The 15,033-nt window shown below is 73.6% G+C and carries 12 protein-coding genes and 1 pseudogene; 8 read left to right on the top strand and 5 right to left on the bottom strand.

The window, feature by feature from the left end; genetic code table 11:
* Positions 1-28 precede the first annotated feature (28 nt).
* The gene (gene hemE, locus LC193_RS25075) at positions 29-1,075 is read right to left on the bottom strand and encodes a uroporphyrinogen decarboxylase (RefSeq protein ID WP_404819562.1); all 1,047 of its coding nucleotides are present in this window, start codon (positions 1,073-1,075) and stop codon (positions 29-31) included.
* A 487-nt stretch (positions 1,076-1,562) separates the two neighbouring features.
* Between hemE and LC193_RS25070 the strand changes: the two genes are divergently transcribed.
* The 7 genes from LC193_RS25070 (at position 1,563) to LC193_RS25040 (ending at position 8,938) form a co-directional block, all read left to right on the top strand.
* On the top strand, positions 1,563-2,165 hold the full coding sequence (locus LC193_RS25070) for a DUF3000 domain-containing protein (RefSeq protein ID WP_086157554.1): 603 nt from the start codon (positions 1,563-1,565) through the stop codon (positions 2,163-2,165).
* Positions 2,166-2,335: 170 nt separating this feature from the next.
* Positions 2,336-2,995: a response regulator transcription factor gene (locus LC193_RS25065; RefSeq protein ID WP_086157555.1), complete on the top strand. Its 660-nt coding sequence runs from the start codon at positions 2,336-2,338 to the stop codon at positions 2,993-2,995.
* A 127-nt stretch (positions 2,996-3,122) separates the two neighbouring features.
* Positions 3,123-4,385 carry an HRDC domain-containing protein gene (locus LC193_RS25060; protein ID WP_226077643.1) on the top strand — a complete coding sequence of 421 codons (1,263 nt, stop codon included), beginning with the start codon at positions 3,123-3,125 and terminating at the stop codon, positions 4,383-4,385.
* Positions 4,386-4,542: 157 nt separating this feature from the next.
* Positions 4,543-5,757: a thiolase family protein gene (locus LC193_RS25055; RefSeq protein ID WP_226077641.1), complete on the top strand. Its 1,215-nt coding sequence runs from the start codon at positions 4,543-4,545 to the stop codon at positions 5,755-5,757.
* On the top strand, positions 5,754-7,892 hold the full coding sequence (locus LC193_RS25050; protein WP_226077639.1) for a 3-hydroxyacyl-CoA dehydrogenase NAD-binding domain-containing protein: 2,139 nt from the start codon (positions 5,754-5,756) through the stop codon (positions 7,890-7,892). Before LC193_RS25055 ends, LC193_RS25050 begins: the two co-directional genes overlap by 4 nt.
* A gap of 17 nt (positions 7,893-7,909) precedes the next feature.
* Entirely contained in the window at positions 7,910-8,353 is a 444-nt protein-coding gene (locus tag LC193_RS25045; RefSeq protein ID WP_404819561.1) for a PIN domain-containing protein, read from the top strand.
* Positions 8,354-8,527: 174 nt separating this feature from the next.
* On the top strand, positions 8,528-8,938 hold the full coding sequence (locus LC193_RS25040; RefSeq protein ID WP_226077637.1) for a VOC family protein: 411 nt from the start codon (positions 8,528-8,530) through the stop codon (positions 8,936-8,938).
* A gap of 35 nt (positions 8,939-8,973) precedes the next feature.
* Here the strand turns inward: LC193_RS25040 and LC193_RS25035 are convergent, their stop codons facing one another.
* A complete protein-coding gene (locus tag LC193_RS25035) occupies positions 8,974-10,017 on the bottom strand; it encodes an NAD(P)-dependent alcohol dehydrogenase (protein WP_226077634.1) in 1,044 nt (347 codons plus the stop codon).
* 92 nt (positions 10,018-10,109) lie between these two features.
* On the opposite strand from LC193_RS25035, the gene LC193_RS25030 reads away from it, so the two are divergent.
* Positions 10,110-10,694, top strand: a complete 585-nt coding sequence (locus LC193_RS25030) for a TetR family transcriptional regulator (protein ID WP_226077632.1) — start codon at positions 10,110-10,112, stop codon at positions 10,692-10,694.
* An 81-nt stretch (positions 10,695-10,775) separates the two neighbouring features.
* Here LC193_RS25030 and dxs read toward each other — a convergent pair whose 3' ends face one another.
* From dxs to LC193_RS25015, 3 genes and pseudogenes are all read right to left on the bottom strand, one after another.
* Complete coding sequence (gene dxs, locus LC193_RS25025; RefSeq protein WP_226077631.1) at positions 10,776-12,695, bottom strand: 1-deoxy-D-xylulose-5-phosphate synthase; 1,920 nt, start codon at positions 12,693-12,695, stop codon at positions 10,776-10,778.
* Positions 12,696-12,857: 162 nt separating this feature from the next.
* A complete protein-coding gene (locus LC193_RS25020) occupies positions 12,858-14,141 on the bottom strand; it encodes a sugar ABC transporter permease (RefSeq protein WP_404819481.1) in 1,284 nt (427 codons plus the stop codon).
* A 107-nt stretch (positions 14,142-14,248) separates the two neighbouring features.
* Positions 14,249-15,022, bottom strand: a pseudogene (locus LC193_RS25015) (ATP-binding cassette domain-containing protein); the annotation flags it as partial.
* Positions 15,023-15,033 lie beyond the last annotated feature (11 nt).

Here is a 15,033-nt window from a genome sequence, read left to right as displayed (position 1 = left end):
GGACGTCCGCCGCGCCACCGAAGGGCGTTCAGACCCCGGACGCGGTCCGCTCGTGGACGAACGCGGTCAGGCGGGTGAGCGCATCGGGGTCGGTGTCGGGCAGGACGCCGTGGCCCAGGTTGAAGATGTGTCCCGGCAGCCCGGCGGCGGCGTCGAGCACGCGCGCGGCCTGCGCCCGCACGGCCTCCTCGGGGGCGAAGAGGACGGCCGGGTCGAGGTTGCCCTGGAGCGCCTTGCCTGGCCCGACCCGGCGCGCCGCCTCGTCGAGCGGCACGCGCCAGTCGACGCCGACGACGTCGGCGCCCGCCTCGCCGAGGAGCCCGAGCAGTTCGCCCGTGCCGACGCCGAAGTGGATGCGCGGCACGCCGTACCCGGCGACGGCCTCGAACACCCGGGCCGAGGCCGGCATGACCGCGCGCCGGTAGTCGGCCGGGGACAGCGCGCCCACCCACGAGTCGAACAGCTGCACCGCGGCGGCGCCCGCCTCGATCTGCACGGACAGGAACGCCGAGGTGATGCCGGCGAGCCGGTCGAGCAGGTCGGCCCACAGCCCGGGGTCCCCGTACATGAGGGCCTTGGTGTGCTCGTGGTTGCGGGAGGGCCCGCCCTCGACGAGGTAGCTGGCGAGGGTGAACGGGGCGCCCGCGAAGCCGATCAGCGGGGTGTCGCCGAGTTCCGCGGTGGCCAGGCCGATGGCCTCGGTCACGTAGGCCACGTCGTCCGGTTCGAGCGGGCGCAGCCGGTCGAGGTCGGCGCGGCTGCGGATGGGCCGGTCGACGACCGGGCCGACGCCTGGCTTGATGTCCAGGTCGACCCCGATGGCCTTGAGCGGCACGACGATGTCGCTGAAGTAGATGGCGGCGTCCACGCCGTGCCTGCGCACCGGCTGGAGGGTGATCTCCGCGACCAGCTCAGGACGCATGCAGGATTCGAGCATGGGAATGCCCTCGCGCACCTTGCGGTACTCGGGGAGCGAACGCCCGGCCTGGCGCATGTACCACACCGGCGTGTGCGGCACCGGCTCGCGGCGGCAGGCACGCAGGAAGGGGGAGTCGGTCACTGTCACACGCAGCAGTCTCGCACGCCGCGACCCGCGCCCCGGACGGGCGGGTGCGCCCCCGGCGCCCGGCCCGCCCGGCGCGGCGCGGCCCGTACGGGCGCGGGTCGGCGGGGCCCGGCCGCGGGCCGGCTTCCGCCCCGGGGCCGCGCCGGGCGGCGCGGCCCCGCGAGAACCCGAACGACAGGGCTCAGGTCCTGTCGCTCGGATCTTCGTGGATACGGCCGCTCCCTCGGGCCCCCCCTCGGGGGCCTGGGAGGTGCCCCCAGGATGCGGTGCATCGCAAGGCGGAGATCGCAGCTCGTACGGATGGGGGCGCCTCCCAGCCGTCAGGCTGGGGGACGTACTCGCGCGATGCGACAACGCAGCGACGGGGGCCCCTCCCGGCCGTCAGGCTGGGGGAGCCGTAGCCGGCAGCGTGGCCCCGCGAAGATCCGAACGACAGGGCCTAGGGTTACCGGCCATGGCGGCGGCGCGCACGGATCAGATGGAGGAGTCCGCAGACATGACTGACCGCGGGGAGGAAGCCCCTCCGGCGTTCCGGCAGGCGGTCGCCGCGCTGGCCGCCGCCCGGCCGCGCGCGGAGGTCTCCTTCGCGCCGCTGCCGGCGCCGCGGCGGCTGGCGCCGTTCGCGCACGCGCTGGGTGCCGCGGTCGCGGCGGACGGCGCCGGGGACGAGGAGGAGGCGGCCGACGGCCGTTTCGTGCTGCTGCACGACCCGGCGGGGGACGAGGGCTGGCGCGGGGAGTTCCGCGTGGTGACGCTGGTCCGCGCCGGCCTTGAGCCGGAGCTGGCCGCCGATCCGCTGCTGCCCGAGGTGGCGTGGTCGTGGCTGACGGAGGCGCTCCAGGGCCGCGGCCTCGCCCACCGGGCGGCGAGCGGCACGGTGACCAGGGCGGGGTCGAGTTTCTTCGGCGGCCTCTCCGACCGCCCGGCGCATGCCGAGTTGGAGTTGCGCGCGTCGTGGACCCCGGTGGACGCGCGGGACGCCGGCGCCCATCTGCTGGCCTGGTGCGACCTGCTCGCGCAGTGCGCCGGGCTGCCCCCTGAGACGGCGGGCCCCGCCGTGCGGACGCTGCCGCGGCGCCGCGGCCCCCGGCCGGCGTAACGGCGGTCGCCCGGCGCCGGCCGGGATGACGAATCACCGGTTCGTGATCATTCCCTAAAGGCCGTGCGGCTTCGTGCCGAAGGAGTCAGTGACCCTTCCATACCGGATCGCCCCGACTTCTCCCGAGGAGTCTGATCCGTCCCTTCCTCCATCCCACCCCGGGAGGCCCGGTGTCTGTTCTTCTTGAGCACCCCACAAGCCTCGTCGCCTACCGCCCCAACAAGCCCACCGCCATGGTCGTCGTGGCCGACCCCCGGGTCCGTTCGACCGTGACCCGCCACCTGTGGGCCCTCGGTGTGCGGGATGTGATCGAGGCGTCGTCGATCGCCGAGGCGCGGCCACGCGTCGCCAATCCGCGCGACATCTGCGTGGCCGATGTCCACCTCCCCGACGGTTCGGGGCTGACCCTGCTGTCCGAGACCAGGGCCGCGGGCTGGCCCAACGGGCTGGCCCTGTCGGCGGCCGACGACATCGGCGCGGTGCGCAACGCGCTGGCCGGCGGCGTCAAGGGCTACGTCGTGACCGGCACGCGCAACAACCTCGGCCCGCCCACCCGGCACGGGGCCGCGCACATCGGCGCCGCGGCCAGGATGCACCGGCGCCAGCCGGGGGGCCCCGCCCACCAGGGCGGCTTCCGCGAGCTGTCGGGCCGCGAGGTCGAGGTCCTGCGGCTGGTGGCGGAGGGCCAGTCGAACAAGGCCATCGGCGTGTCGATGGGGCTCTCCGCCCTCACGGTGAAGAGCCACCTGGCGCGCATCGCCCGCAAGCTGGGCACGGGCGACCGGGCCGGCATGGTCGCCGTCGCGCTGCGGACCGGCATCATCCACTGAACGCCTCCGGCCTCCGGCCGGCACCCCGGCGTCCCCCGGTTCCGCGGGGCGCCGGGGTTTTCGCGCTCTGGGTGAGCCGGGGGTCACCCCTGGTCACATGAATGAGCCGAACAGTTACCCTTGACAGGTGACCGACGCCCAGCAGACCGCCGCAGCAGATACCGGACTCGCCCCCTCCGAGCCGTCGGGCCCTGCGCCGGTCCCCCTGCTGGCGCCGCGCGAGGGCGTTCCGCCGGTCATCGCGGACGAGGCGGGTCTCGCCGGGGTGGTCGCCGCGTTCGCGGCGGGCAGCGGCCCGGTGGCCGTGGACGCCGAGCGCGCGTCGGGCTACCGCTACGGGCAGCGCGCCTACCTGGTGCAACTGCGCCGGGCCGGCGCGGGCACGGCGCTGATCGACCCCGTGGCCTGCCCCGACCTCGGCCCGCTCGGCCGGGCGCTCGCGGACGCCGAGTGGGTGCTGCACGCGGCGACGCAGGACCTGCCGTGCCTGCGGGACATAGGCATGGTGCCGAGCCGGCTGTTCGACACCGAGCTGGCCGGGCGGCTGGCCGGGTTCGCCCGGGTCGGCCTCGGCGTGATGGTGGAGACGGTGCTCGGCTACTCGCTGGAGAAGGGGCACTCGGCCGTCGACTGGTCGACCCGGCCGCTGCCCGAGCCGTGGCTGCGGTACGCGGCCCTCGACGTGGAGCTGCTGGTCGACCTCAGGGACGCGCTTGAGGAGGACCTGGCCCGGCAGGGCAAGCTGGAGTGGGCACTTGAGGAGTTCGCGGCGATCGCCGCCGCTCCGCCCCCGCAGCCGCGCAAGGACCCCTGGCGCCGCACCTCCGGGGTGCACAAGGTCAGGCGCCGCCGGCAGCTCGCGATCGTGCGGGAGCTGTGGACGGCGCGGGACCAGGTGGCCCAGCGCAGGGACCTGTCCCCGGGGAAGGTGCTGAGCGACGCGGCGATCATCGCCGCGGCCCAGGCGGCGCCCGCGGACGTCAGGGCGCTCGCCGGGCTCCAGGGGTTCGGCCACCGGATGGGCCGCAAGCAGCTGACGCACTGGCAGGCGGCCGTCGACCGGGCCAGGGCCCTGCCGGAGGACGAGCTGCCCCAGCCGGGGCAGCCGGGTTCCGGTCCCCCGCCGCCGCGGGCCTGGCAGGAGAAGGACCCCGTCGCGGCGGCCCGCCTGAGCGCGGCGCGGGCCGCGGTGACGGCGCACGCGGAGGAGCTGAGGCTGCCGCAGGAGAACCTGCTGGCGCCCGACGTGGTCCGCAGGCTGTGCTGGGAGCCGCCCGCCGACGGCGGGCCGGAATCGGTCGCGGAGGCCCTGCGCGCCCTGGGCGCGCGCGAGTGGCAGATCGCCGAGACCACGCAGCCGCTGGCGCGGGCGCTGACCGCCCGCGCCTGACTCCCGGGGCGCCGTTCTCCCTGGGCTCCCCCGGGCCTGCCGCCCGCGAATCGCCGGGCGGGGATCACCACGGGGAACGGGCCGCGCCTTGCCACTCGGTTACCGGTGGGTAGCATGGGTGGGGCCTCATTGTTCTCGGCGTGGAGGAGAAGCCATCGTGCCGCGTACCGTCAGGGACGTCGTTTTCGTCGACGGCGTCCGCACCCCGTTCGGCAAAGCCGGACCGAAGGGCATCTATCACGAGACCCGCGCCGACGACCTGGTCATCAAGTGCATCCGTGAGCTGCTGCGCCGCAATCCGCAACTGCCGCCCGAGCGCGTGGACGACGTGGCCGTGGCCGCGACCACGCAGATCGGCGACCAGGGCCTGACCATCGGGCGCACCGCCGCCATCCTGGCCGGGCTGCCCACGAGCGTGCCCGGCTACGCGATCGACCGCATGTGCGCGGGGGCGCTGACCGCCGTGACGTCGACGGCGGGCGCGGTCGCCTTCGGCGCGGCGGACATCGCCATCGCGGGCGGCGTGGAGCACATGGGCCGGCACCCGATGGGCGAGGCGGTCGACCCGAACCCGCGCTTCGTCGCCGAGCGCCTGGTGGACGAGTCGGCGCTGTTCATGGGCATGACCGCGGAGAACCTGCACGACCGCTTCCCGCACCTGACCAAGGCGCGCGCGGACGAGTACGCCGTGCGCAGCCAGGAGAAGGCCGCGAAGGCGTACGCGGACGGCAGGATCCAGCCGGACCTGGTGCCCATCGCCGTGCGGCGCGGCGACGCGGACGCCGGCGAGACGGGCTGGGGGCTGGCCACGGAGGACGAGCCGATGCGCCCGGGCACCACGCTTGAGGGCCTGGCCTCGCTGAAGACGCCGTTCCGGCCGCACGGCCGGATCACCGCGGGCAACTCGGCGGGGCTGAACGACGGCGCCACTGCGTCCGTGATCGCCGCCGAGGACGTGGCGCGCGAGCTGGACCTGCCGGTGAAGATGCGCCTGGTGTCCTTCGCCTTCGCGGGTGTGGAGCCCGAGGTGATGGGCTTCGGTCCCGTGCCCGCCACGGAGAAGGCGCTGGCGAAGGCCGGTCTCGGCATCGGGGACATCGGCCTGTTCGAGATCAACGAGGCGTTCGCGGTGCAGGTGCTCGCGTTCCTCGACCACTACGGCATCGCCGACGACGACCCGCGCGTGAACCAGTACGGCGGCGCGATCGCGTTCGGCCACCCGCTGGCCTCGTCGGGCGTCCGGCTGATGACGCAGCTGGCACGGCAGTTCGAGGACCAGCCGCAGGTCCGTTACGGCCTGACGACGATGTGCGTCGGCTTCGGCATGGGCGCGTCCGTCATCTGGGAGAACCCGCACTGGGAGGGCAAGTGAGCGAGGCGCAGGGAACCGCAGAGGTGCTGAGGGCCGCGGCCGAGCTGTTTCCGGACGAGGTGGTGACCGAGGCCAGGGTGCGCCACCTCGACCTGCCGCTCGGCGGGGGGCGGTTCGCGCTGATCACGCTGGACAACGGGTTCGACCACACCAAGCCGACGACGTTCGGGCCCCGTTCGCTGGCCAACCTGAACGAGGCGCTCGACCGGGTCGAGGCGGAGGCCGCCGCGGGCGAGATCGTCGGGGTCGGGCTGACGGGCAAGCCGTTCGTGTTCGCCGTGGGCGCCGACCTCAAGGGCGTCAAGCTGCTGCGGCGGCACGAGGAGGCCATGGCGATCGGCGTCGGCGGGCACGACGTGTTCCGGCGGCTGGCCGGGCTGCCGGTGCCGTCGTTCGCCTACTACAACGGCGCCGCGCTCGGCGGCGGCGTCGAGGCGGGCCTGCACTGCACGTACCGGACGGTGTCCACCGGGGTCACGGCGTTCGCGCTGCCCGAGGTCTTCCTCGGCCTGGTGCCGGGCTGGGGCGGCTGCACGCTGCTGCCCAACCTCATCGGCGCGGACCGCGCGGTCGGCGTCATCGTCGAGAACGCGCTGAACCAGAACCGCATGATGAGCGGCCCGAAGGTCTACGAACTCGGCATCGCGGACGCCCTTTTCGAGGCGGCGGACTTCCTTGAGCAGTCGCTCGTGTGGACGTCGGCCGTGCTGCGCGGCGAGATCGAGGTGGCCAGGCAGGACCCGGACCGCGGCGAGGCGTGGGACCGCGCGGTCGCGCGGGGGCGCGAGATCGCGGACGAGAAGGTGCACGGTGCGGCGCCCGCCGCCTACCGCGCGCTGGACATCATCGAGCAGGCGAAGAGCGGCGACCTGCGGGCCGGCTTCGCCGCCGAGGACGTGGCGCTCGCGGACCTCATCATGGGCGAGGAGCTGCGCGCCGGGCTGTACGCCTTCGACCTGGTGCAGCGGCGGGCCAAGCGGCCGGCGGGCGCGCCCGACAAGTCCCTGGCGCGACCGGTCACGAAGGTGGGCGTCGTCGGGGCCGGGCTGATGGCCTCCCAGCTCGCGCTGCTGTTCGCGCGGCGGCTCGAAGTGCCCGTCGTGCTCACCGACATCGACCAGGAGCGGATCGACAAGGGCGTGGGCTGGGTCCACGAGCAGGTCGACTTCCTGCTGCTGAAGGGCAGGATCGGCCAGGACAAGGCCAACCGGCTGAAGGCCGCGGTGACCGGCTCGCTCGACAAGCGGGCGGCGTTCGCGGACGCGGACTTCGTCATCGAGGCGGTGTTCGAGGAGCCGGGGCTCAAGCGGCAGGTCTTCGCCGAGCTCGAATCGGTGGTCCCCGAGCACGCGATCCTGGCCACCAACACCTCCTCCCTCTCGGTGACCGCGATGGCGGCCGAACTGGCGCACCCGGAACGCGTGGTGGGCTTCCACTTCTTCAACCCGGTGGCGGTCCTGCCGCTGCTTGAGATCGTGCGCGCGGAGCGGACCGACGACGCCTCGCTCGCGACGGCGTTCGCCGTGGCCAAGAAGCTGAAGAAGTCGGCGGTGCTGGTCAAGGACGCGCCGGCGTTCGTCGTGAACCGCATCCTCACCCGCTTCATGGGCGAGGTCCTGTCGGCCATCGACGAGGGCACGCCGGTGGAGGTCGCCGACCGGGCGCTGGCGCCGCTCGGGCTGCCGATGACGCCGATCGTGCTGCTCGACCTGGTGGGCCCGGCCGTGGCGCACCACGTGGCGGGCACGCTCAGCGCGGCGTTCCCCGAACGGTTCCGCGTCTCGCCGAACCTGGGCCGGGTCGTCGAGGCCGGCAAGCGCACGCTGTACGTGCACGACTCGGGCAAGCCGGAACTCGACCCCGAGGTCGCGGCGCTGTTCGAGGTCGGTGACACGGTGCTGAGCGAGGAGCAGGTGCGCGCCCGGGCCCTGGACGCCATCGCGCAGGAGGTCGGTCTCATGCTGGAGGAGGGCGTGGTGGCCGAGGCGCAGGACATCGACCTGTGCCTGCTGACCGGCGCGGGCTGGCCGTTCCACCTGGGCGGCATCACGCCGTACTTGGACCGCGCGGGCGTCTCGCAGCGCGTGCTGGGGCGGCGGCTGCTGCCCGCCGGCGTGGCGAGCGTTCCCGAGTGACATCCGGCTCCGCCGGCGTGGCGGCACCCGGCCCGTGCGATGCGGGCCGGGTGCCGCTGCTGGTCGTGGACGGCGCCAACGTGGTCGGTTCCGTGCCGGACGGCTGGTGGCGCGACCGGCGGGGCGCGGCGTCGCGCCTGCGGGACCGGCTGGCGCGCCGTCCCGGGCCGGCCGAGGTGGTGCTGGTGGTGGAGGGCGCGGCGCGCGGCGTCGCGTCCGTCCCCGGGGTGCGGGTGGAGGCCGCGGCGGGCAGCGGTGACGACCGGATCGTGGCGCTGGTGGCGGAGCGGGCGCCGGGCCGGCCGTGCGTGGTGGTGACGGCCGACCGCGGGCTGCGCGCGCGGGTGGTGGCCGCGGGCGCCGAGGTTCGGGGGCCGCGGGCCCTGCTCGACGAACTCGACGAACTCGACGGAGTCGCGGGGCCCGAAGGACCCGGTGGGACCGGTGGGCGCGGCGGGTGAGGGAGGGGCCCGGCCCGCGCCCTGATTTTTTTCTCGCGAATTCCCCCGAGGGCGATGAGTTCCGCCCGCGGTCGTGGTCTTCCTGTATGACGGCACATCAGGGGCCGGGCGTTCGAAGGGCGCGGAAGCGCGGGACGCGGCGAGCACGACGACCACGAGAGAGCAGAGACCGACATGTCGACCAAGATCTTCGTCAACCTGCCCGTGAAGGACCTGGCCCGCTCCAGGGACTTCTTCACCGCCCTCGGGTACTCCTTCAACCCGGACTTCTCCGACGAGAACGCCGCCTGCCTGGTCATCAGCGAGAACATCCTGGCCATGCTGCTGGTCGAGCCGTTCTTCAAGACGTTCACGGAGAAGCGGATCGTCGACGCCCACGCGGAGAGCGAGGTGATCCTCGCGCTGAGCGCCGACAGCCGCGAGCAGGTGGACGAGCTGGTGGACCGGGCGCTGGCCGCCGGCGGCAGCCCGACCGGCGAGACGCAGGACCACGGCTTCATGTACGGCCGGGCGTTCCTCGACCCGGACGGCCACCACTGGGAGCTGACGTGGATGGACATGGCGGCGGCGCAGGAGCAGGGCTGACGCCCTGCCCGGCGCCGCGCCGCGCGGTTCCCCGCTCAGCCCGTCGCGGAGTCGAGGTCGGACATGTCGAGGACGAAGCGGTAGCGGACGTCGTTGCGGCGGAGCCGGTCGAGGGCCTCGTTGACCCGCGCCGAGGGGAGCACCTCGATGTCGGCGGTGATGCCGTGCCGGGCGCAGAAGTCGAGCATGGCGGAGGTCGCCAGCCGCCCGCCGCTGCCCGCGGAGCTGAGCTTCTTGCGCCCCGTGAGCAGGTCCAGGGTCTCCACGGTCACGGGCCCGAGGTGCCCGAGGTGGCTGAGCGTCCCGTCCATCGCGACCAGGCGCAGGTAGGGGCCGAGGTCGTGCGGAGCGGAGATGGTGTCGATGACGATGTCGAACCGGTCCCGCACGCCGGCCATCTGCTCCGGGTCGCCCGAGACGACGAAGCCGTGGGCGCCGAGGCGGCGGGCGTCGCCGGCCTTGTCCGCCGAGCGGCTGATGACGGAGGTCTCGGCGCCGAGCGCCACGGCCATCTTGACCGCGAGATGGCCGAGGCCGCCGAGTCCGGCCACGGCCACGCGGGACGCGGGCCCCGCGCCGAGGGCGTGCAGCGGCTCCCAGACGGTGACGCCGGCGCACAGCAGCGGAGCGGTGGCGGCGGGGTCGAGTCCCTCGGGGACGGGGTAGGCGAAGCGGTCGCGGACGACGTACTCGCGTGAGAAGCCCCCCAGCGTGGTCGTTCCGTCGTGCCGGTCGGTGCCGCCGTAGGTCAGGGTCGGGAAGGCGCGGCAGAAGTTCTCCTGCCCGGCCAGGCACATTTCGCACGCGCCGCACGCGTCGACGATGTTGCCCACCGCGACCCGGTCGCCGGCGGCGAAACGGGTGACCGCGGAGCCGGTGGCGGTCACCACGCCCGTGAACTCGTGGCCCGGCACCAGGCCCCGGCCTCCCGCAGTGACGGCGTGCAGGTCGGAGTGGCAGACACCGCAGTGGTCCACCCGGACCGCGAGGTCGTCCGGGCGCAAGTCCCGCCGTTCCAGCGGGGTACGCCGCAGGGTCGACGACGACTCCTCCAGCTGCCAGCCAACCGTGGTCCTCATGGCGCCTCCTCAAAGACAGACTGTTCGGTCTATACGCTAGCCACCTTCCCCCGCCACGGCAAACCAACTGTTCTGTCCGGTAGCCTGGGGGCATGGCCGAGCAGCCCCTGACCGCGCGCGGCGCCGCGACGTACCAGCGCATCCTCGATGTCGCCACCCAGGAGTTCGCCGCGTACGGGATCGCCGGCGCGCGCGTCGAGCGGATCGTGGCCGCGGCGCGCACGAACAAGGCGCAGCTCTATGCCTACTTCGGCAGCAAGGAGGGGCTGTTCGACGCCATCTTCTTCGGCTCGCTCGACCGCATCGTGAACGTCGTCCCCATCGACGCCGCCGACCTCGCGGAGTGGGCCGTGCGCCTCTACGACGAGTACCTGCGCCGCCCCGACCTGATCCGGCTCGCCACCTGGGCGCGCCTGGAGCGACGCCATGAGGGCCACCTGGTGGACGACGCGGACCGCCGCGACGACGGGAAACTGCGCGCGATCGTCGAGGCGCAGGCCGCCGGCTCCGTGCGCCAGGGGGATCCGTTCGACCTCATGGCCATGGTGATCGCCATGTCGATGGCGTGGTCGCCGGTCAGCAATGTCTACGCGGCGACGGCGCAGGAGCCGCCGGAGCTGCACGACCGGCGCCGGGCCCTGCTCCGCGAGAGCGTCCGCCGCGCCGTGGCGCCCTGACCCCGCGGGCCCCGGACGCGAACGCGGCCGGGCGCCCCCGCGGGGGCGCCCGGCCGCGCGCGGCGGGCCTGTGGCCGGCCGTCAGTCGGTGGAGAGCCGGGAGGGGGCGGCGGCCTCGTCGTACCTGCCGTCGAGCCGCGACACCAGGCCGGTGACCTGGCGCGCGATGTCGGGGGCGGTCAGGCCCACCTCGGCGAGCACCTGGTCCCGGCTGCCGTGCCCGAGGAAGCGCGGCGGGATGCCGAAGTCCCGCAGCGGGATGTCGACCTCGGCGTCGCGCAGGGCCTGGGCGATGGCCGAGCCGACGCCGCCGGCGCGGCTGTTGTCCTCGACCGTGACGACCACGCGGTGGCGGATGGCGAGGCCGGGCAGCTCCGGGTCGACCGGCTTGACCCAGCGGGGGTCGACCACGGTCGTGGTGATGCCCTGGCGGCCGAGCAGCTCCGCCGCCTCAAGGCAGACGGGGGCGAGGGCGCCGATGGACACCAGCAGCACGTCGGGGCGGTCGGCATCCGCCCGGCGGAGCACGTCCATGCCGCCCACGGTGCCGACGGCGGGCACGGGCGCGCCGACCTTGCCGCGCGAGTAGCGCACGACGGTCGGCGCGTCCTCCACCTCGACGGCCTCGCGCAGCTGCGCGCGCAGCTGGTCGGCGTCGCGCGGGGCTGCCAGGCGCAGGCCGGGGACGCACTGGAGGATGGACATGTCCCACATGCCGTGGTGGGACGCCCCGTCAGGACCGGTCACTCCGGCGCGGTCCAGAACGAACGTCACGCCGCAGCGGTGCAGCGCCACGTCCATCAGCAGCTGGTCGAACGCCCGGTTGAGGAACGTCGCGTAGACCGCGAACACCGGGTGCAGGCCCCCGGTGGCGAGCCCGGCGGCGGAGACGGCTCCGTGCTGCTCGGCGATCCCGACGTCGTAGACGCGGTCGGGGAACGCCTCGGCGAAGCCGTGCAGGCCGACGGGGCGGAGCATGGCGGCGGTGATGGCGACGATGTCCTCGCGCTCGTGACCGAGCTTCAGGATCTCCTCGCCGAAGACGGAGGTCCAGTCGGCGCCCGAGGCGGAGACGGGCAGGCCCGTGTCGGGGTGGATGACGCCGACGGAGTGGAACTGGTCGGCCTCGTCCTCGCGGGCCGGCCGGTAGCCCCGGCCCTTCTCGGTGAGGCAGTGCACGATGACGGGGCCGCCGAAGCGCTTGGCGCGCTGGAGCGCGGACTCCAGGGCCTGGATGTCGTGGCCGTCGATCGGGCCGACGTACTTCAGGCCCAGGTCCTCGAACATGCCCTGGGGCGCGATGACGTCCTTCAGGCCCTTCTTGGCGCCGTGCAGGGTGCCGTAGAGGGGGCGGCCGACGACGGGCGTGCGGTTGAGCATCTGCTTGCCGCGGGCCAGGAACCGCTCGTACCCGTCGGTGGTGCGCAGGGTCGCGAGGTGGCTGGCGAGGCCGCCGATGGTGGGCGAGTAGGAGCGTTCGTTGTCGTTGACGACGATGACCAGCGGGCGGTCCTTCGCCGCGGCGATGTTGTTCAGCGCCTCCCAGGCCATGCCGCCGGTCAGCGCGCCGTCGCCGGTCACGGCGACGACGTGCTGGTCCCTGCCGCGCAACTGGTTCGCCTTGGCCAGCCCATCGGCCCAGCCGAGAACGGTCGAAGCATGACTGTTCTCGATCACATCGTGCTCGGATTCAGCGCGTGACGGATAGCCGGAAAGGCCGTCTTTCGCCCGGAGCGCGGAGAAATCCTTTCGCCCGGTGATCAGCTTGTGCACGTAGCTCTGATGGCCCGTGTCCCACAGGATGCTGTCCGCGGGTGAGTCGAACACGCGGTGCAGGGCGATCGTCAGTTCGACCACGCCGAGGTTCGGGCCGAGGTGGCCGCCTGTCCTGGCGACCGCGTCGATGAGGAACGAGCGGATCTCCCCCGCCAGCTCGGTCAGTTGCTCAGGGGCGAGCCGGTCTAGATCGCGCGGTCCCGAGATGCGGGTCAGCAACGGCACCGTTCCTCCTTGCGGTCGGGGTGCGGTCGGAAGCTTCGACGGAGGGCCGTCCGACGAGTCTAATGTTCCGCCCGGGACCCCCATGGTCTCAGGATGCGAGATACGTCACCAACGGGCCACGGCCCGGGCCGCCTGACGCAGCCCGGGCCGCTTACCGACCGGTCACGTTCGTCCTGCGGTCCGTTGAGTCCGCCGGGAGATCGAGTCCAGAACGACTGCGATCAGGAGTACGGCTCCGGTGATCATGTACTGGATCTCGCTCGACATGTTCATGAGGTTGAGTCCGGTGGTGATGGACTGGATCACCAGCGTGCCGAGCAGGGCCGACCACACCCAGCCGCGTCCGCCGAAGAGGCTGGTGCCGCCGATGACGGCCGCGGCGATGACGTTCATCAGCAGGTTGCCTGACCCCAGGTTCTTCGCGGCGCCGCCGGACTGGGCCGCGATGAACAGGCCGCCGAACGCGGCCAGGGTGCCGGCGATGGTGAACACGGTCAGCCGCACCCGTTCGACGTTGATGCCGGCCCGGCGCGCGGCCTCCGCGTTGCCGCCGACCGCGAAGATCTGCCGGCCGTAGGTCGTGCGGCGCACGACGAAGTCGACGAGCAGCAGCACCCCGAGGAAGATGACCAGGGCCAGCGGCAGGCCCCGGTGCTGGTTGAGGGTGTAGGCGGTCAGGAACGCGGCGGCGGCGACCAGCCCGCCGCGCAGCAGGATCTCGCCCGTGGGCCGGGTGGGCAGGGCCGCGGCCTGGCGGCGGCGCTCCTGGCGCCACAGCGCGAGCAGGTACCCGCCGGTGATCAGGGCCGCGAGCGAGTAGGCCGCGGCGATGTCGCTGAAGTAGAAGTCGCGGAAGTCGCGGACCAGGCTGTCCCGCGGGGTGTTGATGGTGCCCTCGTCGCCCATGACCCAGATCTGCACGCCGCTCCAGCCGAGGAAGCCGGCCAGGGTGACGACGAAGGCGGGTACGCCGATCTTGGCGAAGAAGAACCCGTGGATGGTCCCGACGACCGCGCCCGCCACCAGGGCGAGCAGGATCGCGAGCAGGTCGTCGATCCCGTGCGTGACCGAGAGCACGGCCCAGAGCGCGGCGGACAGGCCCGCCATGGAGCCGATGGACAGGTCGATCTCGCCGAGCAGCAGCACGAGCACGATGCCGACGGCCATGATGCCGGGGCCCGCGATGTAGATGGCGATGTTGCTCAGGTTGCGCGGGGTGAGGAAGCTGCCGGTCTGGGCCTCGAAGATGACGGCGATGAGGATGACGCCGATGACGACCGGTATCGAGCCGAGTTCGCCGCCGCGTATCCGCCGCGTCAGGTCCTCCCAGTAGCCGGCCAGCCCCTTCTCCCTGACCAGGAGGCGCGGGTCGGGCGCGACGGCGGCGGCCGGCGCGGCGGGCGCCTCCGAGGGCGCCTGGTCCTGCTGGCGGGGCACGTCGCTCACGGTGCCTCCTCCGTCCTTTCCTGGCGGTCGGCGCCGGCGGCCCCGCCGGCGCTGCCCGCGCCGCCGTCCGCCGCCGGCGCGGCGCCCGTTTCCGTGTCCGTGGTGGGGGCCGTGGGAGCCGACCTGCGCTGCCTGCGGACCACGGCGTTGTCGGCCGCACCGGTGATGGCGGAGATGATCCGCTCCCCCGAGGTGGTGGCCGCGGGGAACACGCCGTTGTTCCGGCCCAGGCGCAGCACGACGACGTCGTCGGCGACGGCCAGCACGTCCGCCATGTTGTGGCTGATGAGGATGACCGCGAGGCCGCGGTCGCGCAGCCGTTCGACCAGGTCGAGCACCTGGGCGGTCTGCTCGACGCCGAGGGCGGCCGTGGGCTCGTCGAGGATGACCACCTCGGGGTCGCCGACCAGGGCGCGGGCGATGGCGACGACCTGCCGCTGGCCGCCGGAGAGCGAGGCGACGGGGATGCGCACGCTGGGGATGCGGATGGAGAGCGTGTCGAGCAGTTCCCTGGCCCGCTGCTCCATGGCGACCTGGTCGAGGATGTGGCGGCGGCGCACCTCGCGGCCGAGGAAGAGGTTGGCGACGACGTCGAGGTTGTCGCACAGGGCGAGGTCCTGGTAGACGGTCGCGATGCCGAGTTCCTGGGCATCGTGCGGACGGGTGATGCGGACGGGTTCGCCCTTCCAGGTGATGGTGCCGGCGTCGATGGGGTGCACCCCGGCGATCGTCTTCACGAGGGTGGACTTCCCGGCGCCGTTGTCACCCACCAGGGCGGTGACTTCGCCGGGGCGGATCTCCAGGTCGACCTCGGTGAGCGCCTGGACGGCGCCGAACCGCTTGGAGACGCCGCGCAGGGCGAGGACGGGTGCGGCGGTCAACTGAACCTCCT

Origin of the sequence: Streptomyces marincola (assembly GCF_020410765.1) — a bacterium.
GTDB classification, from domain to species: domain Bacteria; phylum Actinomycetota; class Actinomycetes; order Streptomycetales; family Streptomycetaceae; genus Streptomyces; species Streptomyces marincola.
This window is presented reverse-complemented; position numbering and strand designations above follow the sequence as displayed.

Bases quoted from the DNA above. Each gene is read 5' to 3' on its own strand.
- LC193_RS25070 (WP_086157554.1), top strand. From the start codon at position 1,563: ATGACTGACCGCGGGGAGGAAGCCCCTCCGGCGTTCCGGCAGGCGGTC.
- LC193_RS25040 (WP_226077637.1), top strand. From the start codon at position 8,528: ATGTCGACCAAGATCTTCGTCAACCTGCCCGTGAAGGACCTGGCCCGC.
- LC193_RS25035 (WP_226077634.1), bottom strand. From the start codon at position 10,017: ATGAGGACCACGGTTGGCTGGCAGCTGGAGGAGTCGTCGTCGACCCTG.
- LC193_RS25030 (WP_226077632.1), top strand. From the start codon at position 10,110: ATGGCCGAGCAGCCCCTGACCGCGCGCGGCGCCGCGACGTACCAGCGC.